This is a genomic window from Pseudomonas sp. 21, from assembly GCF_000955805.1.
In the GTDB taxonomy this organism is placed as follows: domain Bacteria; phylum Pseudomonadota; class Gammaproteobacteria; order Pseudomonadales; family Pseudomonadaceae; genus Pseudomonas.
Map to the genome: position 1 here is coordinate 197,506 of NZ_JYOA01000001.1, position 22,009 is coordinate 219,514.

General features: G+C 68.2%; 8 protein-coding genes. 3 read left to right on the forward strand and 5 right to left on the reverse strand.

Translation table 11 applies throughout. The features are described from left to right. The first annotated feature begins 6 nt into the window (after positions 1–6). The 3 genes from UB43_RS00865 (at position 7) to UB43_RS00875 (ending at position 2,420) form a co-directional block, all read left to right on the forward strand. Entirely contained in the window at positions 7–213 is a 207-nt protein-coding gene (locus UB43_RS00865) for a hypothetical protein (protein ID WP_045207484.1), read from the forward strand. Between the two features lie 138 nt (positions 214–351). Next, on the forward strand, positions 352–1,485 hold the full coding sequence (locus tag UB43_RS00870; RefSeq protein ID WP_045207487.1) for a CBS domain-containing protein: 1,134 nt from the start codon (positions 352–354) through the stop codon (positions 1,483–1,485). Between the two features lie 74 nt (positions 1,486–1,559). Beyond that, positions 1,560–2,420, forward strand: coding sequence for a LysR family transcriptional regulator (locus UB43_RS00875; protein WP_045207489.1), 861 nt, complete (start codon positions 1,560–1,562; stop codon positions 2,418–2,420). Positions 2,421–2,792: 372 nt separating this feature from the next. On the opposite strand, the gene UB43_RS00880 is transcribed toward UB43_RS00875, so the two are convergent. The 5 genes from UB43_RS00880 to mqo all read right to left on the reverse strand — a co-directional run bounded on the left by UB43_RS00880 (position 2,793) and on the right by mqo (position 21,465). After that, on the reverse strand, positions 2,793–3,983 hold the full coding sequence (locus UB43_RS00880; RefSeq protein WP_156160313.1) for an HlyD family efflux transporter periplasmic adaptor subunit: 1,191 nt from the start codon (positions 3,981–3,983) through the stop codon (positions 2,793–2,795). Continuing rightward, the gene (locus tag UB43_RS00885; RefSeq protein ID WP_045207491.1) at positions 3,973–6,132 is read right to left on the reverse strand and encodes a type I secretion system permease/ATPase; all 2,160 of its coding nucleotides are present in this window, start codon (positions 6,130–6,132) and stop codon (positions 3,973–3,975) included. Before UB43_RS00885 ends, UB43_RS00880 begins: the two co-directional genes overlap by 11 nt. After that, positions 6,132–7,376: a TolC family protein gene (locus UB43_RS00890; RefSeq protein WP_045207494.1), complete on the reverse strand. Its 1,245-nt coding sequence runs from the start codon at positions 7,374–7,376 to the stop codon at positions 6,132–6,134. Before UB43_RS00890 ends, UB43_RS00885 begins: the two co-directional genes overlap by 1 nt. Positions 7,377–7,391: 15 nt before the next feature. After that, entirely contained in the window at positions 7,392–19,016 is an 11,625-nt protein-coding gene (locus UB43_RS29465) for an Ig-like domain-containing protein (RefSeq protein WP_045207497.1), read from the reverse strand. Between the two features lie 814 nt (positions 19,017–19,830). Then, the gene (gene mqo / locus UB43_RS00900; RefSeq protein WP_045207500.1) at positions 19,831–21,465 is read right to left on the reverse strand and encodes a malate dehydrogenase (quinone); all 1,635 of its coding nucleotides are present in this window, start codon (positions 21,463–21,465) and stop codon (positions 19,831–19,833) included. Positions 21,466–22,009: the final 544 nt, after the last annotated feature.

Consider the following 22,009-nt stretch of genomic DNA (forward strand, 5'->3'; position numbering starts at 1 on the left):
ACCCAGATGCTGCTGAGCCTCATCGGCCTGACTGCCTGTGCTGCCGCCTGCTGGCGAACCTGCCGCCATGACGCTGGCGAACAGGCGGCGCTGCTGCCCTTCGCCGACGACCCGGACGCCGCACGGCGCATGAGCGAAGCCACCGGCCGGCACTGCGAGCGGATCGTCCAGCCGCTGCCGGAGCCACCACCGCCGTACCGAATGCGCGCCTGACAACTTGCGCTCGTGTTTCCAGCACCCTGGTTTCCCAGCCCCATGGACGGGGCACTCCCCGAGTGCCGATGTTGGCACCTTGCAGGGCTCTTCCCCGCGAGAGCCCGTTTTTTCAGACCTCGCTCCCCGGACCTTCCGATGACCGCCCTCACCGGCTGGCGGCACCGCGCCGCCGCGTACCTGCCCGACATTCCCCACACCCGCCCGCGCGAATGGCTGCGCGCCTCGCTCGGCGCCAGCCTGGGCTTCCTGCTCAGCGCCGCCACCTGCGGCCTGCTGTTCGGTTCCTCGGTGGCGCTGCACTTCGCTGGCCCCTGGGCCGCTTCGGCGGTGCTGCTGTTCGCCGTCTCCTCCGGCGCCCTCGCCCAGCCCTGGTCGGTGATCGGCAGCTACCTCTGCGCCTCGCTGGTGGCGCTGCTGATCGTCCTCTGGCTGCCCGCCGGCATCTCCAGTGCGGCCCTCGCCCTGGGCCTGAGCCTGCTGCTGATGTACCCGCTGCGCTGCCTGCATCCGCCGGGTGGCGCCCTGGCCTTCTGCATGGTGTTCGCCGCGCCCCTGCCCGGCGAGCCGGCGTGGATGGCGCCACTGCCGGCCATCAGCGGCGGCCTCAGCCTGGTGCTGCTGGCCCTGCTGTTCAACAACCTGACGCGCGTGCCCTACCCGCGCCGCCGCAGCCTCGCGCCGGACGACCACCAGACCCGGGACCGGGCTCCCGGCGAGCGGGTCGGCATCCAGGCCGCCGACCTTGACCAGGCGCTGGACGAACTGGGCTCCTTCGTCGACATCACCCGCGACGACCTCGAACGCCTGGTGCGCAGTACCGAACGCCACGCCCTGCGCCGCAGCATGGGCGACACCCGCGCGCGGGAAGTGATGTCCCGCGACCTGATCTGCGCCTCGCCGGAGACACCGCTCAGCCACGCCCTGCGCCTGCTGGTGAAGCACCACCTGAAGGCCCTGCCGATCCTCGACGAGGAGCGCCGGCTGGTGGGCATCGTCAGCCTGATCGACCTGCTGGCGCCCAGGGGCGTCTGGTGGCAGCGACTGCTCGGCGGCATCGGCCTGCGCCGCGATCGCCTGCTGGGCGAGGTGATGACCCGCCCGGTGCTGCACGTGGATGCCGACACCCATGCGGTGGAGCTGATCCCGCTTCTCTCGGACCATGGCCTGCACTGCCTGCCGGTGCTCGAACGCGGCGAGCTGGTGGGCGTGATCACCCAGACCGACCTGATCGCCGCCCTGGAACGCGACCTGCTCAGTCACCTGGGCTGACCGCGCTTTCAGTTCACCTGGGCTAACCACCCTTTCCGCTACACTGGCGGCCTGATTCGCGCAGAAGCTCCCGCATGGACATCGACCTCACCCGCACCTTCCTGGAAATCGTCCGCCACGGCAGCTTCGTGGCCGCCGCCGAACGCATGCACGTCACCCAGACCGCTATCACCGCACGGGTGCAGAAGCTGGAAGCGCACCTCAACTGCACGCTGTTCGTGCGCAACCGCGCCGGCGCCCGCCTGACTCCGGACGGCGAGGCCTTCGTCACCTACGCCAACCAGATCCTGCAGACCTGGGAGGCCGCCCAGCGCGACCTGCCGTTGCCCGAAGGCATCCACAACGTGCTGCACATCGGCGGCGAAGTGAGCCTGTGCAACCCGCTGATGCTGCGCTGGGTCAGCCGTATCCGCCAGGCGATCGGCGACCACGCGGTGCGCGCCGAGATCGGCGACGGCCAGAGCCTGCTGCGCCAGCTGGAACTGGGGGTGCTCGACGCCGCCCTGGTCTACCAGCCGACCTACTGGCCGGGAATGCAGGTGGAGCAGTTGCTGGAGGAGAAGCTGATCCTGGTACGCGCGCAGAACCCCGAGCCCTACGTCTACATCGACTGGGGCGAAGGCTTCCGCCAGCAGCACGACAGCGCCCTGCCGGAGCTGGCCAAGGCGCCGGTGTCGTTCAACCTCGGCCCGCTGGCGTTGCAGTACATCCTGGAGAACGGCGGCTCGGGCTACTTCCGCACGCGGGTGGTGCAGAGCTATCTCGACCGCAAGGTGCTGCGCCGGGTGCCCAAGGCTCCGGAGTTCAGTTACCCGACTTATCTGGTGTACTCGCGGGACCGCGATTCACAGGCGCTGCAGCAGGCCTTCGCCCTGCTGCGCGAGGTAGTCGCGCAGGATGCGGACTGGTCGCAGCGCTGGGACCCGATGATCTGATCGCCGTCGCGATGGGCCCACGCAGGAGCGAGCCTGCAAGCAAGCCCCGCCCGGATACTCTTCGCGAGCAAGCTCGCTCCTACAGGAAGAGCCGTAGTGGTGGATACGAAGATCGATCTGGCCGCCGTAGGAGCGAGCCGGCCAGCATGCCCCGCCCGGACATCCATGGCAGGCCAGCTCGCCCCTACAGTGCCACGCCCTTCCCTCCCCAGGTCCCCGGCCCTTTCCTGTCGGGAAAGGAGGCGTATGCCGGGTGTTCCCATGTTGGCCGAGCGAGGCCCGGCGCCGGAGTCAACCTGCAGGAGCACGCCATGCGCGCGATCGCGGGCATGGCCCGCTCCTGCAGGGGCAATCGATCCCTCGCCGCGCACCTCACATCAACCGCGCCTTGAGCAACGGCCGCAGCAGGTAGTTCAGCACGCTGCGCTTGCCGCTGAGAATGTCCACCTCGGCGACCATGCCGGGGATGATCGGCAGCACCTCGCCGTTGCGCATCAGCTGGCTGCCATCGGTCTTGATCAGCACCTGGTAGTAGTACTCCTTGCCGTGCACCGTATCTTCTTCGATCGTGTCGGCGCTGATCTGTTCCAGGGTGCCCTTCAAATCGCCGTAGATGCTGTAGTCGTAGGCGGTGATCTTGACCTTGGCCGGCATGCCCGGCACCAGGAAGGCCACGTCGCGCGGCTTGACCTTGGCCTCCACCAGCAGACGCTCCTCCACCGGGATCACCTCCATGATCGGCTCACCCGGCTGCACTACCCCACCGCGGGTGCTGATCAGCACGGTGTTCACCCGCCCGCGCACCGGCGAGAGGATTTCCGTGCGGCGCAGCTGGTCCTTGCGCTGCTGGACAATGGGCTCGATCTGGGCCAGCTGGGCCTTCTTCTCCTGGCGTTCGGTGTAGGCATCCTGGAAGTAGCTGTTCTTCAGCTCGGTGAGCTTGCCGCTCAGGGTAGCGATGTCCTGGCTCAGCTTGAGCGCCTCCATCTGACTCACCGCGCGCCGCTCCACCAATGGCTTGACCAGTGCCAGCTGGCTCTGCGCCAGGCGAATCTGCTGCTGCAGCGAGCGGGTGTTCTCCTCCAGCTTGTCGCGCCTGGACTGGAACAACTCGCGCTCCGAACGCGCCACCGGGCCGTCGGCGGCCATGCCGGCGGGGAAGACGATGCGGTCCTGGCCCATCACTTCCGCATCCAGCCGGGCAATGGCGGCGCCGAGCACCTCGGCCTGGTTGGCCGCTTCCTGCCAGGAGGTCTCGAAATGCGTGCGATCCAGGCGCACCAGCGGCTGGCCCACCTGCACCAGTTCGCCCTCCTGCACCAGCAGGCGGTCGAGGATGCCGCCCTCCAGGCTCTGGATCTTCTGCATGCGGCTGAACGGCACAACGCGGCCATCGCCTCGGGTGACTTCGTCCAGCTCGGCCCAGGCCGCCCAGGCGATGGCGGCGACCAGGCTCAGCAGCAGCGCCCAGAGCAGCGGCCGCGACACCGGGTGGCTGGAAGCCAGCAGCGGGTCCTGCAGCTCGCGGCGCAGGCGTTCGGCAGCGCGGGTTTCACTGGCCATGGACGGCTCCTTCCTGTCCGGGAATGTGTACGGTGCGGTCCTTGACGATCTGGTCCAGCGCGCCGTCCATCACCACCTTGCCCTGGCTGAGCACCACGGCACGGGTGGCCACGGCGAGCATGGTTTTCTTGTGCGTGGTCATCACCAGGGTGCGGCCAACCAGCCAGCGCTGCAGGTAGCCGATGACGTGCAGCTCGGTGCTCTGGTCGAAGGTCGCGGTGGGCTCGTCGAGCAGCACCACGGGCGGGTCCTGCAGCAGCACGCGGGCCAGCCCCACGGCCTGGCGCTGGCCGCCGGAAAGGCTGCCGTTGCCCAGCAGCGGCAGGTCGAGCCCCAGTGGGTGCGAACGGACGAAATCGCCCAGGCCGACGCCATCCAGTGCCTCGAACAGCTCCTCGTCGCTGATCGCCGCGCCTTCCAGGTTGAGGTTGTCGCGCAGGGTGCCGTAGAACAGCGCCACATCCTGAGGCAGGTAGCCGATATGGCGGCGGCGGTCGGATGGGTCGATCTGCGCGATGGCCAGGTCATCCAGCAGCAGGCGGCCGGACTGTGCGTCGTACAACCCGGCCAGCAAGCGCAGCAGGGTCGATTTTCCGGCACCGTTGCCGCCCAGCAGCGCGACGCGCTCGCCGGGGCGAATCTCCAGCGCGGCGATGTCTACCGCTGGCGGGTTCTCGCCGTGGGCCAGCTTCAGCGCCTCCAGGCGATAGTGCCCGGCGAGCCGCTCCTTGCGCACGAAGCGCTTGTCCTGCGGGCGCTCCATGGGCGCCTTCATCAGCTGGTCGAGCCCCTCCATGGCGACCTTGGTGTGCTGCCAGCGACCAAGGATGCCCGCGGCCTGGGACAGCGGCGCCACCGCGCGAGCGGCGAGGATGGAACAGGCCACCAGCGCACCGACGCTCAGCTCGCCCTCGCTGATGCGGTACACGCCGAACACCACCACGCCGACGTAGCACAGCTGCTGCACGATACTCGCGCCATAGGACAGCGCCGTGGTCAGCGTGTGGGTGCGCATGGCGTTGCCGGCCAGTTGCGCGGTGAGGTTTTCCCAGAGGTGCAGGCAGCGGCCCTCGGCGCGGGTGGCCTTGACCGATTCGAGGTTCTCGATGGATTCGAGCAGGATGCCGTTCTTCACCGCGCCTTCGCGCAGGTTCTCCCGCGACAGCCGCGCCAGCACGCCCTGGCAGAAGAGCCCGGGGATCAGCATCAGCAACGCCGCCACCGCCGGCACCCAGACCAGGTGCCCGCCGATCAGCGCGATGATCAGCAGGAACAGCAGCACGAACGGCAGGTCGCTGATCATCGCGGCGCTGGAGGCAGTGAAGAATTCGCGCACGCCCTCGAACTCGCGCACCTGCGTGCTGAAAGCCCCCACCGAGCCGGGCTTGGCCGCCAGCCGGGTGTTGAGCACGCGCTCGAACAGCAGCGTGGAGAGCTGCAGGTCGATGCGCTTGCTCATGGTGGTCAGCAGATGCCCGCGCAACCCGCGAATCACACCCTCCAGCACGATGGCCAGGCCGACGCCGGTGGCGAGGATCCACAAGGTATCCATGGCCGCGTTGGGCACCACTCGGTCGTACACCTGCATGGCGAAGAGCGCCGAAGCAATCGCCAGCAGGTTCGCCATCATCGCCGCCATGGCGACTTCGAAATAGGAACGCCAGAGCCGCTTCAACGGGCCGAAGAACCAGTGGTCCGGCTCGCGCCTGGCGAAATCGCCGACGCGCCCGTCCGCGCGGTAACGGCACTTGGCGAAGATCGCCACGCCGCTGTAGCGATGCTCCAGCTCCGCCAGCGCAATCCGTTCGACACCGCCATCGCTGTGCGGCACCAGCACGCTGGCCGTCTGCTCGTCCTGCTCGCAGAGCACCAGGGTGCCGCCGTCTTCGAGTAGCAGCAGCGCGGGCAGCAGGTAGTTGTCCATCTTCGCCAGGGCCAGGCGCTCGACCCGCGCGACCATGTCCGCGCGGCGCAGGGCGCGGGGAACGAATCGCAGCGGCAGGCGACCCTGGTGCAGCGGCATGCCCTCCCCCAGCTCGGCGACACCCAGCGGCCGCCCCAGTTGGCGGCAGAGCAGCGAAAGCCCCTGGCGCAGCGGATCAACCTCGGCCTCGTGGTCCGCCAGCAGTGCCACATTTTCGGCGTTCATCAGGAGGCTCCCGGGGCCAGGTGGTTTTCCAGCAGCGGCCCGAGCAGGCCGACCTGCGCGGCGGCGCGGTACTCCACGCGCTTGCGTTCGAAGCGCAGGTTGGCCAGCTGGCGTTCGGCCTCGAAGCGCTCGCGCTGCACGTTGAGCAGGTCGATCACATCGCGCCGGCCGACTTCGAACTGGTCACGGTAGACGCCACTGACCTGCTCCGATTCGTGCACTTGCTGTACCAGCGAATCCTGTCGCCAGCGCAGGGTGTCGTCGGTGTCGAAGAGCGTCTGCAGCTTGCGCCTGATATCGCGCTGCATGGCGTCACGGGTCCAGCGGGTGGACTCCAGGTGTTGTTGGGCGGCGGTGGGGCGGCGGAAGTTGGAGAGGCCCTCGAAGGTATCCATGCGCAGGCGCAACGACACCACCGAGTCGTTCTCCAGGTGCCCGCCGATCTCCCGGCGCAGCGACGAGGCCTCCAGGTTCACCTGCGGCAGCAGCGAGGCCTTGCTCTCGCGCAGCTTGGCCTCGGCCACCTCGGCGTCTTCGGCGGCCTTGCGATAGAGCGGGCTGTCAACGATCAGGCGGTTCATGTCGGTACCGACCAGGTAGCGTTGCATGGACAGTGGCTCCGGTTCGGCGAGGTCGGCCGGCGGTTTGCCGACCAGCACCTCGTACTGGTTGCGGGCGTCCTGCAGGGCGCCCTTCTCCAGCGCCAGTTGTTCCTGCGCGCGAGACAGTTCGAGGTTGGCCCGGTCCAGCTCGCTGCGGTCGGAGTAGCCGTCGCCACCGCGCGCCCGGGTCATCTCGCGGATGTCACCCAGGCGCTGGATGTGCTCGCGCACCGTCTCGATCCGCGCCTGGGCGGCGAGCACGTCGAGGTAGGTCTCGGTGATGTCCAGTGCCGCATCCTCGCGGCTCACCAGCGCGCTCTCGTCGAGCTGGCGGTGGGTGGCCCTGGCGCTGTCCACCTTGCTCTTCATCCGGCCCCAGTCGTAGAGCATCTGGGACGCGGTGAGGTCGTAGACCACCTCGCCGAAGTCGAACTCGTCGGGCCCGCCGGACATGCTCACCTGCGGGTAGTAGCCGCCCTTGCTGATCTCCACATCGGTCTTGCCGCGCTCCGCTTCCGCCACCGCGGCGCGCACCTCAGGATGGATGGCGAGGCCGGCGCGCACAGCCTCATCCAGCGTCTGTCCCTGGCCTGCCGCGCTCACCAGCAGCAGGCCGTACAACCAGGCGTTGCGTTGCGTCATGCAGTCTTTCCTTCCTCAGGACACGACGACGTGGACGGTGTTCTCCTCCACCAGCAGCGTGGTGTTGCCGAATGTGTAGACGTCGTAGCTGATGCCGCCGTGGACCTGGTTGACTCCGGTATCCACCGCCCCCCTCGCGTTCAGCGTGTCGTTGGCGTCGCCGGTCACCTGCAGGACGTTGTTGGCATCGGTGACCGCATCCACCTGGGCGGCGGTGAGCGTCAGGCTGCCGCCGGTGTCGCCCTTGCCCATGTCCACCCGCTCGATGTTGGTCCAGGTACCGGTTCCCACCGCGCCGTAGTTGAGGCTGATGCCGTGGTCGAGCATCACGGTGTCGAAGCCGACCCCGCCATCGATGCTCTTGAAGTTGGTGGCCTGCAGCTGGATGGTGTCGTTGCCGTCGCCCGCCTGCACGATGTCGCCGGTGCCGACATGGAGGAACAGGTCCGCCCCGGCATTGCCGTAGAAGTGCTCGGAGCCGCTCTGCCCGACGAACACGTCGGCGCCCGCCGTGCCGGTGACGCTGACCTCGCCGATCGCCAGGCTCAGGCCGCTGCCCGTCAGCGCGATGCCATAGGTCGCACTCTGGTGGCCGCTGGCGTCGTAGGCGATCAGTTGCAGGCTGAGCTGGCTGCCCAGGTTGAGCAGCCCGGTGACCGAGAGGCCGAGTTGCGCCAGCAGGTCCGGTGCCAACAGGTTGATGGTGAAGTGGCCGGTGGCGTCGACGATGGGGTGCAGTGTCACGTTGACCGCCGGCGTGATCACCTGGACCGCCAGGCTGCCCCCGGCGACCGCCGTACCGCTGAGCCCCAGCACCGGCGGCAGCAGCCCGACCGCGAGGCCGAATCCGCCGAGGACCACGGTGTTCTGCGTGAGCACGTTCTCCAGGTTGATGCTCGCCAGGTTGCCGACGTTGCCGGCGGCATCGCGGGAGCCCACCGACACGCTGGCATCCAGCAACTGGTCCCAGGTCAGGTTCAGGCCAAGCCCGCTGAACAGATCCACCTGGGCGAGGCCCGCATTGCTGGCGGTGAGCTCGGTGTGCGAGGTCAGCCCGCTGACGTTCACGTCGACCGTCAGCGTGCTGTTGGCTTCGCCGCTGATGCCCAGCAGGTTGCTCGCCAGCGACAGCACCGGCGTGGTCGGCGCGATGGTGTCGAGGGTGAAGCTTGCCGGGGTCGCCGCCAGCCCGCCGTTGACGTCGGCCGTGACGGTCGCCGCGCCCTGCGGGATCGCCGCCACGCCAGCAGTCGGGAGCATGCTCACCAGTACCACGCCTGCGGTGATTTCTGCCGCCGTGAGCACATGGGCCTGGCTGAAGCTGTAGCCGCCGGGGCCGTTGTAGCGCAGGGTCAGGGTCTGCCCGGCGCGGGCGCCGGCGGTCAGGCCCACGCGTACCTGGATGCCGTCGGAAAGCTCGGCCTTGTTGATGTAGCCGTCGGCGGCCTCGGCAATGGTCAGCAGCGGGCGCGTAAGGTCCGGCGCCTGGATCTGGATGGCCGCCCCGGTATTGCCGGCGGCATCCACCGCGTTGACCGTCAGCAACTGCCCCGCCGTCAGCGCCGGGCTGAAGTTGACGGTGAAGTTGCCGCTGCCGTTGGCCTGCACGGTGATCGGGTTGGCCGTGTCGCCGTTGATGATTACCTTCACCGTGCTGTTGGCCTCGGCGATGCCGGTGAGCAGCGTGCCGTTGGCGGTCACGCTCAGGCTGCCGGGAGCGACCGGCGCCACGCTGTCGACGCCGACGGTGGTCGCCAGGCTGGTGTTGCCGGCGGCGTCCTTGGCCGTCACGCTGACCTGGGTGTTGTTCGCCAGTGGGCTGCCGGGGGTGAAGCTCCAGTTCCCGCTGGCATCGGCGGTGACCTGCGCGATGATGGCGCCGCCGACCTTGAGGATCACCGTCGAGCCGATCTCCGCCGTACCGCTGAGGACCGTGCCATTGCTCGGCGCGACCACCGGCGCGGTCGGCGCCACGGCATCCACCGTGACGTTGGCGGCAGCACTGGCGTTGCCCACGGCATCCTTGGCCACCACGCTGACCTGCACACCATTGGCCAGAGCCGCGCCGGGAGCGAAGCTCCACTGGCCCTGGGCATTGGCGGTGACCTGGCCGATGACGTTGCCACCCACGCTGAGCACCACCGTGGAACCCGCCTCGGCAATACCGGCGAGCAGCGCGCCGTTGCTTGGATTGACCACGGGCAGCGCCGGCGGCAGCGCATCCACCGTGGTGGTGGCGGCAACCAGGCTGACATTGCCGGCGGCGTCCTTGGCCAGCGCGCTGACTACCACGCCATTACCCACCGGCGTGGTCGGGTTGAAGATCCAGATGCCGCTGGCATTGGCCGTGACCTGACCGAGCAGCGCGCCATTGGCACCGCTGATGATCACCGTCGAATTGGCTTCGGCGGTGCCGCTGAAGGTGATGCCGTTGCTGGCGGCAATGGTCGGCGTATTGGGCGCAACGCTATCCACCGTAACGACGGCCGCGACGCTGGTATTGCCTGTCGCGTCCTTGGCCACCACGCTGACCTGCACGCCGTTGGCCAGGGGCACACCGGAGGTGTAGCTCCACTTGCCGGAGCCGTCGACGGCGACCTGGGCGATGGTCACGCCACCCACGCTGAGCACCACCGTGCTGCCGGCCTCCGCCGTCCCGAGGATCTGGCTGCCATTGCTCGGCGAGACCACCGGTACGTTCGGTGCCACCGCGTCCACCACCAGGGTCGCGGCGCCACTGAGGTTGTTACTGGCATCGCGGGCGACGGCGTTGATCACGGTGCCGTCGGCCAACGGCGTGCCAGGGGTGAAGCTCCAGTTGCCGTTGGCATCGGCACTGACCTGGCCAATGGGCAGGCCACCGGTGGTGGTCAGGATGATGGTCGCATTGGCCTCGGCGGTGCCACTGATGACCGTGCCGTTGCTAGGTGTGATCACCGGGACCGCCGGCAGGCTGGAGTCGATGACGACGCTGGTCGTCAGGCTGACGTTGCCAACCGCGTCGCGAGCGCTGATCACGACTTCCAGGCCGTTGGCCAGCGGCGAGTCCGGCACGTAGTGCCAGTTGCCGTTGGCATCGGCCTGGACCGAGCCGATCAGGTTGCCCAGGCCATCGCGCAGGAGGACCGTGGCGTTGGCTTCGGCAGTACCCGCCAGCACGGCGCCATCGCTGGGCGTGACGGTGGGCACCAGCGGTGCCAGGGCATCGATGGTGACACTGGCACTCGCGCTCAGGTTGCCCGTGGCATCCACCGCCACGGCGTCCACGACCGTGCCGTTGGCCAGCGCCGAGGGCACCGGGAACGACCAGGTGCCATCGCCCTGCACCGAGACCCGTGCCAGTTCCACGCCATTGACGCTGAGCACCACGGTGACACCCAGTTCGGCGCTGCCGCTGAGCAGCGTGCCGTTGCTGGGGTCGATCACCGGCGGTTCGGGTGCCTGACTGTCGACCACGGTGGAAGCGGACCCGCTGGTGTTGCCGGCGGCGTCCTGGGCCACGGCGGTGACCGTAGTGCCGTTGGCCAGCGCAGGGCTCGGGGTGAACTCCCAGTCACCGCTGCCGTCGGCCCGGGTGGTGCCGATGAGGTTGCCGTTGCCGTCGGTGAGGACAACGGTGGCATTGGCCTCGGCGGTGCCGGCCAGTTCGGTGCCGTTGCTGGGTTCGATGGTCGGCGGCGGCGGTGCGACGTTGTCGACCGTGGTGCTGACCGGGCTGCTGGTGTTGCCGACCGCATCCCGGCTGGCGGCCTGGATGACCACGCCATTGCCCAGCGGCGTGGACGGATCGAAGGACCAGTTGCCCGCGCCGTCGGCGACGGTGGTGCCGATGGGACTGCCGCTGCCATCGGTGAGCACCACGGTGACGCCGGCCGTGGCCGTGCCGGTGATGTGCACGCCATTGCTCGGATCGATGGTCGGGCTGGCCGGTGCCACGGCGTCCACCGTGGTACTGGCCGAACCGCTGGTGTTGCCGGCGGCATCCCGCGCCACGACGTTGACCACGGTGCCATCGGGCAGCGGTGTTCCAGGCACGAAGGCCCACTGCCCGGAACCGTTGGCGGTGACCTGGCCGATGGAGTTGCCGTTGCCGTCGGTGAGGATGACCGTGGCGTTGGCTTCGGCGGTGCCGGCGAGCAGCGCACCGTTGCTCGCATCGATGGTCGGTGTGGGTGGCGCGAGGTTATCGACCGTGGTCACGGCCGCGACACTGGTGTTGCCGGTGGCATCCTGCGCCACTGCGTTGACGACAGTGCCGTTGGCCAGGGCGGTGCCGGGGGTGAAGGTCCAGCTGCCGCTGCCGTTGGTGATGGCCTGGCCGATCACATTGCCGTTGCCGTCGGTGAGCAGCACGGTGGAATTGATCTCCGCCGTGCCGTGCAGTTCGGTGCCATTGCTCGCCGCGATGGTCGGCGCGCCAGGTGCGACCGAGTCCACCGTGGTGCTGACGCTGTTGCTGGTGTTGCCGGCGGCATCCTTGGCTTGAGCGTTGACCACGCTGCCATTGGCCAGGCCCGGGCTGACCGCCAGGCTCCAGGCGCCATTGCCGTCGGCGCGTACCTGGCCGATGGCATTGCCGCTGCCGTCGGTGAGCAGCACCAGCGCATTGGCTTCGGCGGTACCGGTGAGCAGCGTGCCGTTGCTCAGGTTGATGGTCGGGTCGGCCGGCGCAGTGGTGTCCACCACGGTGCTGACCGACGAGCTCTGGTTGCCGGCCGCATCCACCGAGACAGCGTTGACCGTCGTGCCGTTGGGCAGGGCCGGCGATGGCGTGTAGGTCCACTTGCCGTTGCCATCGACGCTGACCTGGGCAATCGAATTGCCGTTGCCGTCGGTGAGCACGACGCTCGATCCGGCCTCGCCGGTACCGCTGAGGATGCTGCCGTTGCTGGGCAGGATGGTCGGCGTGGTCGGCGCCGTGGTATCGACCACGGTGTTGACCAGGGTGCTGGTGTTGCCGGCGGCATCCTGGGCCACGGCATTCACCGTGGTGCCACCCACCAGCGGCGGGTTGGGCGTGAAGCTCCACTGCCCGGTGCTGGCGTTGGCGACCACCTGGCCGATGGGGCTGCCGTTGCCGTCGGTGAGGAGGACCGTCGCGCCAGGCTCGGCGCTGCCGGTCACCAGGTTGCCGTTGCTGGCGTTGATGGTCGGGGCGATGGGCGCCAGCGCATCCACCGTGGTGCTGGCGGGCGGGCTGGCATTACCGGCGGCATCCTGCGCGATGGCATTGACCACCGTGCCGTTGGCCAGCGGCGCAACCGGGGAGAAGCTCCAGTGCCCGGTGCCATCGGCGATGGTCTGCCCCACGGAGTTGCCGTTGCCATCGGCGAGGATCACCGTGCTGCCGGCCTCGGCGGTGCCGCTGAGCTCGATGCCATTGCTCGCGACTATGGTCGGGGCATCGGGCGCCTGGGCGTCGATGACGATACCGGTGGTACCGCTCAGCCGCGGACCGTCCACCACCAGCGCGGAAATCTGCGAGCCATTGGCGATGGCCACGGGCGGAGTCCAGCTCCACTTGCCGTCGCCATCGGCGCTGACCTCGATCAGCGTGGCGCCATTGCCATCGAGAATGCGCACCAGGGCATTCGCCTCGGCGGTGCCACTGATGACCACGCCGTTGCTGGGGTTGATGACCGGAGCGCTCGGCAGAGAACTGTCGATCAGCGTGGTGGCCGGCGGGCTGATGTTGCCCGCGGCGTCGCGAGCCACCGCGCTGACCACGCTGCCATTGTCCAGCGGGCCGCCGGGCGTGAAGGTCCAGTTGCCGCCGGCATCCGCCGTGGCCTGGCCGATGGGGAGGCCGTTGCCGTCGGTGAGGATGACGGTGCTACCCGCCTCCGCCGTGCCGCTGAGCACCTCGCCGTTGCTCACGCTGAGGGTTGGCGCGGCTGGCGGAGCGGCGTCGATGGTGACGCTGGACGGCGTGCTCTGGTTACCGGCGGCGTCCCGTGCGACCACCTGCAGCACGTCGCCATCGCCGGGCTGCGGGCTGGGGTTGAGCGTCCACTTGCCATCCGGGCCGGTGGTGGCGCGGCCCAGTTCCTGCCCGCCCGCAGTGGAGACAATGACGGTGCTGCCCACTTCCGCCGTACCGCTGACCACGCTGCCGTTGCTTGCCGCGACCGTGGGCACCGCCGGAGGCGTGGCATCGATGATGATGCTCGCCACCGAACTGGAATTGCCGGCGGCGTCCTGGGCGATCACGTCGATCTTCGTGCCGTCGGCCAGTGGCGGGGTCGGGGTGAAGGTCCAGTTGCCGTCCGGGTCGGTCGTGGCCTGGCCAATCAGCACGTTGTTGGCGTAGACGAGGGTGATGGTACTGGCGATCTCCGAGGTCCCGGTGATCACCGTACCGTTGCTCGGGTCGATGCTCGGCGCCGGCGGTGCGGAGGAGTCCACCACCACGCTGTCGCTGCCGCTGGTGTTGCCGGCGGCGTCCCGCGCCACCGCGCTGACGGTCACGCCATTGCCCACCGGGGTGGCGGCGGTCAGGCTCCAGTGGCCTTCGGCATCCACCAGGGCGCGGCCGATCTCGCCGTTCGGCCCGCTGAGAATCACGGTGCTGCCGGCCTCGGCGGTGCCCGTGAAGGTGGTGCCGTTGCTCGGATGGATGTCCGGCACGCCGGGGGCCAGGCCGTCCACGGTGCCGCTGACGATCGGTGTGGCGTTGCCGGCCGCGTCGGTGCCCTGCACCGAGATGGCCGTACCATCGGCGATCGGGCTGCCGGGCGTGTAGCTCCAGCGCCCGTCCGGGCCGACCTGCACGCGAGCGACTTCGCTGCCGGCGACGCTGATGACGACCGTGCTGCCGATTTCGCCGGTGCCGCCCAGTGCCGAGCCATTGCTCGGGTCGAGGGTTGGTGTGCTGGGGGCGCTGGAATCCACCGTCACCTGCACCGGCCCGCTCTCGTTACCGGCAGCATCGCGGGCGACGATGGTCACCACGGTGCCGTCGGCCAGGGGTTGGTCCGGGGTGAAGGCCCAGTTGCCACCCGCGCCCACCGTGACCTGCCCCAGCGCATTGCCGGCACCATCGGTGAACACCAGGGTGCTGCCCTCTTCCCCCGTGCCGCTGAGCACGGTGCCGTTGCTCGGCTCGGCGACGGGAGTCGTCGGCGCGCTGGTGTCGATGGTCACCGTTGTGCCATTGCTGGGGTTGCCGGCCGCGTCGGTGGCGACCACGGTCACGCTGCTGCCATCGGGCAACGGCGACGCCGGGGTGATGCTCCAGTTGCCCTGGCCGTCGGCGGTGGTCTGGCCCAGCGGATTGTTGTTGCTGTCGGTCACCGTGACGGTGCTGCCCGGTTCGGCGGTACCGCTGATCTGCGTGCCGTTACCGGGGTTCACCACCGGGTCGGCTGGCGGCGTGCTGTCGATGGTCACCGTGGTGGTGCCGCTGCGGTTGCCGGAGGAATCCACGGCGACGACGCTCAGGGTCGCGCCATCGGGCAGCGGTGCGCTCGGGGTATAGCTCCAGGTTCCGCCGGGGCCGACCGGCACCTCGGCGATCACCTGGCCGTTGGCAGAGATCACTACCACCTGTGCATTGGGTTCGGCCGTGCCGCTCAGCTCGGCGCCGGTGCTGGGGGTGACCACCGGCGCCGCCGGCGGCTGTGCGTCGACGATCACGCCGGCGGTGCCGCTTTCGTTGCCCGCCGCGTCGCGGGCCATCACCGTCACCTGGGTAGCGTTGGGCAGCGCCGGTTGCGGCGCGAAGCTCCAGGCACCGCCGCCATCGGCGATGGCCTCGCCGATCAGGTTGCCGCCAGCGTCGCGGATGATCACCGTGGCGTTCGCCTCGGCGGTGCCGGTCAGCAGCTGGCCATTGCTCGGATCGACCACCGGCGTCGGCGGCGCCACGGAGTCCACCGTGGTCGTCGCCGGCTGGCTGACATTGCCGGCCGCATCGGTCGCGGTGACGTTGACCACCGTGCCATTGGGCAAGGCCGTGCCGGGCGTGAAGGTCCACTGGCCGTTCCCGCCTGCCGTGACTACGGCGATGGGGTTGCCGTTGCCGTCGCTCAGCGTGACCGTCGAGCCTGGCTCCGCCGAGCCCGTCAGGGTGGCGCCCGTGCTGCCATTGATGGTGGGCGCGGCCGGCGCCACGGAGTCCACCGTACCGACCACGGGTACGCTCTCGTGACCACTGACCGGGTCGACGGCCACCACCTGGTAATCGGAGCCGTTGGCCAGCGGCGAAGCCGGCGTGACACTCCAGTTGCCGTCGCCATCGGCGGTAGTGCGGCCAATCTCGTTGCCATTGGCGTCACGCACTATCACCTGCTGGCCGGCCTCGGCGGTCCCGCTGATGACGCTGCCGTTGCTCGCATCCGGTGTCGGCGGCGTGGTCAGGTTGCTGTCCACCGTGGTGGTGGTTTCCGCGCCGACGTTGCCGGCCGCATCGCGCACTGCCAGCCGCAGCACGAAACCACTGGGCAGCGCCTGGCTGAAGCGGAACAGCCAGAAGCCATTGAGGCCTACCGCCGCCTCACCCAGCGGCTGCCCGGAAGCGTCCATGATCAGCACGGTGCTGCCCGGCTCGGCGGTCCCGCTGATCTGCGTGCCATTGCTCGGCCCGACCGAGGGCGCATTGGGCGGCAGGTTGTCGACGGTAATCTGACCGACCTGACTGACGTTACCGGCTGCGTCAGTCGCGGTGGCGCGCACCTGCGTGCCGTTGCCCAGAGGAGTGCCCGGCGTGAACGACCAGTCCCCGGTGACCGGGTCGGCCGCGACCTGGGCGATGGGATTGCCGTTGCCATCGGTGAGCGTCACCGTGCTGCCGGGCTCGGCGATGCCATGCAGCACGTCGCCGTTGCTCGCGTCGATCTGCGGGGCATTGGGCGCCTGGCGGTCCACGATCACGGGAGTCGGCTGGCCGACGTTGCCGGCAGCATCGCGGGCGACCACGGAAATCTGCGTGCCGTTGGGCAGGGCCGACGGCGGCGTGAAGCTCCACTGCCCGGTGCTGGCGTCGGCCGTGACCTGGCCGATGGGATTGCCATTGGCATCGAGGAGGATCACGGTGGCGCCCTTTTCGGCGTTGCCACTGAAGCTCAGGCCGTTGCTGGCATTGACCTGCGGCGGTGGCGGCGCGACGGCGTCCACCACGACACTGGTGGGCGGGCTGGAGTTACCGGCGGCGTCGGTGGCCAGGACCACCACCACCGTTCCGTCGGGCAGCGAGGCTCCGGGTGTGAAGGTCCATGCGCCACTGACCCCATCGGCGCGGACCTGGCCAATAGGGTTGCCCTGGTTGTCGCTGAGGGTCACCAGGCTGCCGGGCTCGGCGATGCCGCTGAGCTGGGTGCCGTTGCTGACGTCCACCTGCGGCGCATCGGGCGCCACCCCGTCGACGACCAGGTTGACCACCTGGCTCTGCTGGCCGCTCTGCGGGTCCACCGCGACAACCTGCAACGGGGTGCCGTCGGGGAACTGCGCGCCGGGGGTGTAGCTCCAGTGACCGCCGCCATCGGCAGTGACGAAGGCGACCAGGTTGCCGTTGGCGTCGCGGATCTCCACGCGGTCGCCGGCATCCGCCAGGCCGCTGATGGTCAAGCCATTGCTGGGGTCGACCGTGGGCGCCGAGGGAATGCTGGCGTCCACCGTGATGCTGGCCGCCGCTCCGGTGTTGCCGGCGGCGTTCGTGGCCGTCACCGACACCGCCGCGCCATTGGCCAGCGGCGGGTTGAAGATGAACTGCCAGTGGCCGCTGCCGTCAGCCTGTACCTGACCGATCACCTGGCCATCGGCATTGGTCAGCAGCACCGTGCTATTGGCTTCCGCGACACCACTGAACAGCCCGCCATTGCTCGGGTTGACCGTGGGCGCCGGCGGCGGCTCGGTATCCAGGGTGAGCTGCGCCGGGCCGCTGAGGTTGCCGGCTGCGTCCCTGGCGACGACGGTGACCTGGGTGCCGTTGGGCAATGGCGAACCGGGATGGTAGCTCCAATGCCCGCTGCCATCGGCAACGACGGTCGCCAGCGGGGTTCCGTTGCCGGTGGTGAGCACGACCGTTGCGCCGGCCTCCGCCGTTCCTTCCAGCCCCCCGGCATTGCCCGAGGTGATGGCAGGTGTGCCGGGCGCGATGCCGTCCACCGTGATGCTGGCGGAACCGCTCTCCCCCTGCGGGCCGCGTGCCACGGCATTGACCACGGTGCCGTCGGCCAATGGCGTGATCGGGGTGAAGCTCCAGTGGCCATCGCCTCCCACCAGCGCCACACCGATCAGGGTGCCCTGGGCGTTGGTCAGGTACACCTGGGTGCCGACCGTCGCGGTGCCCTGGATGATGTGGCCGTTGCTCGGGTCGATGACGGGCGCGGGCACGTTGCCGCCCGGCGCACTGATGCTGGCAACCGGGCTGGCGTTGCCGGCGGCGTCACGGACGATGATCGAAACGATCTGACCGGCTGGCAGCGGCGAATCCAGGTTGAAACTGAAGCGGCCGTCGGGCCCGACCTGCACGGTCAGGTCAGGGACGCCGTCGTTGTTCAGGTCGATGGACAGCGAGCTGCCGGGCTCGGCGATGCCGGCAAGGCCCCTGCCGTCGGCGCTGATCGTCAGGTCATGGGCCGGCGCCGGCGGCGTGGTATCGGGCCCGCTCACCAGGGTCGGCGGGCTGGTATTGCCGGCCGGGTCGGTCACTGTCACCGACACACCCTGGCCATTGTTCACCGGCGTGGGCAGGGTGATCTCGAAATGCCCGTCGGAGCCGGCAACCCCGGTGGCGTCGGGGATACCGTCGCCGTTGGTGTCGACCTTCACGGTGGAGCCCGGCTCGGCGCTGCCGCTGACCTTGCTGCCATCCTCGGACACCGTCACGCCCATCGCGGCACCCGGCGCCGTGGTATCCGGCGCGGTGACGGTGGCGCCGGAACTGGCACTGCCGCCATTGGGGCCGCGCACCACCACGGTGACATTCTCGCCGTTGCTCAGGGGTGGGCTGACCGGCACCTGGAAGTGGCCGTTGCCGTCCACCGGCGCGGTGTAGTCAGGCTGGCCATCGCCGTTGACGTCCACCTCGACGGTCGTACCCGGCGTGGCACGGCCGGTGATCACGCTGCCGTCAGGGCTGACCGTGATATCGGTCGCCGGTGCGGGAGGCGTCGGCGGGTTGCTGCTGCCGCCGCCACCACCACCACCACCACCACCACCACCACCACCACCACTGCTGGCGATGGCGGCACCGCCGGCAATCACAGCGGCGCCAGCGAGGATGGTCGCAGGGACGCCCATCCCGGCGATACCGCCGGCGGTACCTGCTGCGCCGGCCTCGGCACTGGTCAGCGACTCGAAGCCGGCGTCGACGGGCTCGGCGGCGTAGGTGGGCGCCAAGGTGCCGTCAGCGGCGACCTGATCCAGTTCGGTCACCACCAGGTCGCCCTTCTCGTCCACCAGGTAGAGCTGGCTGGGCGGCTGGCCTTCAGCGAAGAAGTTGGCGATGCGAATGGTCTCGCCGTCCTTGAGCTGCACCACGAGGTCGGCACCGACCTGCTGGTAGCTGGCGACTGCGTCGGCAGTGACGTCCAGGGCCACGTTGCTGGCCTGCTGAAGAACGATGCTCCCTTCGACCGTCTGCTGCGTGGCGGTGGCCACCTGCACCTGAGACGCCACGACCTTCGCCTGGATCGCCATGCTGACTTCCTCTGCCCGGAATAATGTTTTTGTTTATGGCCAGAAAGAGATAGCAGCTTCTGTGCAGGGCGCCGGAAGTGCGCCGGAAGGGTCTTGGACGAAGTGTTTAATCGAAAGGTAGTAGCCTATGCACCGGGCAGGAAGTTCAGAGTTTATTTATCAACGACAGATAGCAGCACCATTAACTGCCGCTGCGACTTTTGACAAAAATTTGACATTTGCCGCAAGCACCGGCCTTTCAGCCTCAACGCCAGAATCGGTTTCCACGACAACTTGGTCGCAGTTGCCAAGTGGCCGCCTGACAATATTCAGTCGCTTGCTTGAGTATCGCCAATCACTTACACGCATGTAATCCCTGGATTACAGGATTACCGTTCGTCGGATAGGTTGATCAGCCCGTTTCCTGTCCGTACGGACAGGCCCGACACAAGGGGCGACGAGAGCCAAAGGCCCGATGCAGAGCGAAGCGGCAGAATAGACGCGCTGACATGCAAAAATGAATGTAAAGGGCCTATCCCCCTGCGGGGAACCGCGAAGAATTCCGCCCGGCGAATGGCGCAGGAGCAACTTCAGGCAATACCTGAAGAACCGCGCGCATTCCAAGGTTCGGGTTGGCCTTGATATTCCAGAGTTCGAACAGAACCCCGCGAGAAAGCGGCCGAAGGCGAAATAGCGACTTGCATTCACGGGAAATATGGCGCGACGGGCGCCAAACTAAAGTCTGGCCAATTCGACCGCCGCAGATATATAGCGGAGTATCCGAAGACCGAACGGAAAGTCAGGCCTTCGGAACTCGCTTATTCAGCGTGGCAACTTAAAGCGCCATATCGCTGGAGGCCTTTTCCGGCGCCGGGGCGGCGTCGGTCGGCTGCGCGGCCGGTGCCTGGTCGATGGCTGGCGGCGAGTCCAGTTGCAGGACCTTGGCGGTGTAGCTCCACTCGGCGTAGGTCTTCTCCGGGCTGTCGTTGAGCCTGGTGCCGTAGCTCGGGACGATCTGGTGGACCTTGGCCTGCCACTCGGGCGTGGCGAGCTCGTCCTTGAACACCTTCTCCAGCACGTTGAGCATGATCGGCGCGGCGGTGGAAGCACCCGGCGATGCACCCAGCAGGCCGGCAATGCTGCCGTCGGCGGAAGCGACGATCTCGGTGCCGAGCTTCAGCACGCCGCCCTTGTCCGCGTCACGCTTGATGATCTGCACGCGCTGGCCGGCCTGCCACAGGCGCCAGTCCTCGGCCTTGGCTTCCGGGAAGTACTCGCGCAGTGCGGCGAGGCGATCTTCGTCGGAGAGCATCAGCTGGCCGGCGAGGTATTCCACCAGCGGGTACTCGTCGATGCCCACGCGGGTCATCGGCCAGACGTTGTGGACGTTGGTGCTGCCCAGCAGGTCGAGGTACGAGCCTTCCTTGAGGAACTTGGTGGAGAAGGTCGCGAACGGCCCGAACAGGATCACGCGCTTGCCGTCCAGCACGCGGGTATCCAGGTGCGGCACGGACATCGGCGGAGCACCGACGGACGCCTTGCCATAGGCCTTGGCCAGGTGCTGCTGGGCGATGGTCGGGTTCTCGGTGACCAGGAACGAACCACCCACCGGGAAGCCAGCGTAGTCCTTGGCCTCTTCGATGCCGGACTTCTGCAACAGGCGCAGCGCGCCGCCGCCGGCACCAATGAAGACGAACCTGGCGTCGGTCTCGGTAACGCTGCCGTCCTTGAGGTTCTTGTACTCGACGCGCCAGGTGCCGTCGTCGTTGCGGGTAATGTTCTCGACTTCGCTGGAGAGCTTCAGGCTGAAGTTCGGCCTGGTCTGCAGGTAGCCGGCGAACTGGCGGGTGATCTCGCCGAAGTTCACGTCGGTGCCGATGGGCGTCCAGGTGGCGGCAATCTTCTGCGAAGGATCGCGGCCCTGCATCATCAGCGGCACCCACTTGGCGATCTGCGCCGGGTCTTCCGAGTACTGCATGCCGCGGAACAGCGGGCTGGCCTGCAGGGCTTCATAGCGCTTCTTGAGGAAGGCGATGTTGTCGTCGCCCCAGACGAAGCTCATGTGCGGGGTGGAGTTGATGAACGAGCGGGGGTTCTTCAGCACGCCGTTCTGCACCTGCCAGGCCCAGAACTGACGGGAGATCTGGAACGACTCGTTGATCTCCACCGCCTTGGCGATGGTGACGTTGCCGTCTTTATCTTCGGGGGTGTAGTTCAGCTCGGCCAGGGCTGAATGGCCAGTGCCGGCGTTGTTCCAGCCGTTGGAGCTTTCCTGGGCGACGCCGTCGAGGCGTTCGACCATTTCCATCGACCAACCCGGTTCCAGCTCATTGAGCCAGACGCCCAGGGTGGTGCTCATGATGCCGCCGCCGATCAGCAGCACGTCGACTTTCTTGGTATCCGCAAAGGCGGGCGCGCAATTCACTGCCAGGGCGAGGCCCAGCAGCGCCCCGCTAACTTTCTTGATCATCGAAAGGTTTCTCGTCGTTAGGGCTTGGCCTTCCCCACCGGCGTCATACAGCGTGAAGGCCGTGCCTCGCGCACGGGGCGCAAACGATGGGCAAGGCGACAGATGACGAGGATGAGTCGGGACTCAGTTCCCTCCTCCGCCGGCTCTGAGGCCTGCTTGATGGAATGAGGGACGTCCTGCGCAGAGAGACACGCAAAGCCTTCGGCTTTGGCTTTTGTTGTGGGAGGGATGCATGGTCTGCTGAAACGTTTGCGCATTCTAGCGAATGAGAACGGCATCACCAACCATTACGGTCAAGTATCGACCGGACGGTTTGTATGTAGGTGTGTTCCTCTGTTGCGCGCGGAGCGTGACCCTACCCTGTAGGAGCGAGCTTGCTCGCGAACCGACCATCGCCGCGGGCTCGTTCGCGAGCAAGCTCGCTCCTACAAAATACCCGCCCTGCACCACATCGTTACCGAAGCGCACCGCAACTGCGCACGAAGCGCACCATCCGTTACCGTTCCGCCCCTCCCTCCGCCACGACTCTTACGCCGATTTCCTA

Excerpts from the sequence above, each read along its gene's own strand:
- UB43_RS00865 (WP_045207484.1), top strand. The coding sequence starts at position 7 with ATGCTGCTGAGCCTCATCGGCCTGACTGCCTGTGCTGCCGCCTGCTGG.
- UB43_RS00870 (WP_045207487.1), top strand. The coding sequence starts at position 352 with ATGACCGCCCTCACCGGCTGGCGGCACCGCGCCGCCGCGTACCTGCCC.
- UB43_RS00875 (WP_045207489.1), top strand. The coding sequence starts at position 1,560 with ATGGACATCGACCTCACCCGCACCTTCCTGGAAATCGTCCGCCACGGC.
- UB43_RS00880 (WP_156160313.1), bottom strand. The coding sequence starts at position 3,983 with ATGGCCAGTGAAACCCGCGCTGCCGAACGCCTGCGCCGCGAGCTGCAG.
- UB43_RS00885 (WP_045207491.1), bottom strand. The coding sequence starts at position 6,132 with ATGAACGCCGAAAATGTGGCACTGCTGGCGGACCACGAGGCCGAGGTT.
- UB43_RS00890 (WP_045207494.1), bottom strand. The coding sequence starts at position 7,376 with ATGACGCAACGCAACGCCTGGTTGTACGGCCTGCTGCTGGTGAGCGCG.
- UB43_RS29465 (WP_045207497.1), bottom strand. The coding sequence starts at position 19,016 with ATGGCGATCCAGGCGAAGGTCGTGGCGTCTCAGGTGCAGGTGGCCACC.
- mqo (WP_045207500.1), bottom strand. The coding sequence starts at position 21,465 with ATGATCAAGAAAGTTAGCGGGGCGCTGCTGGGCCTCGCCCTGGCAGTG.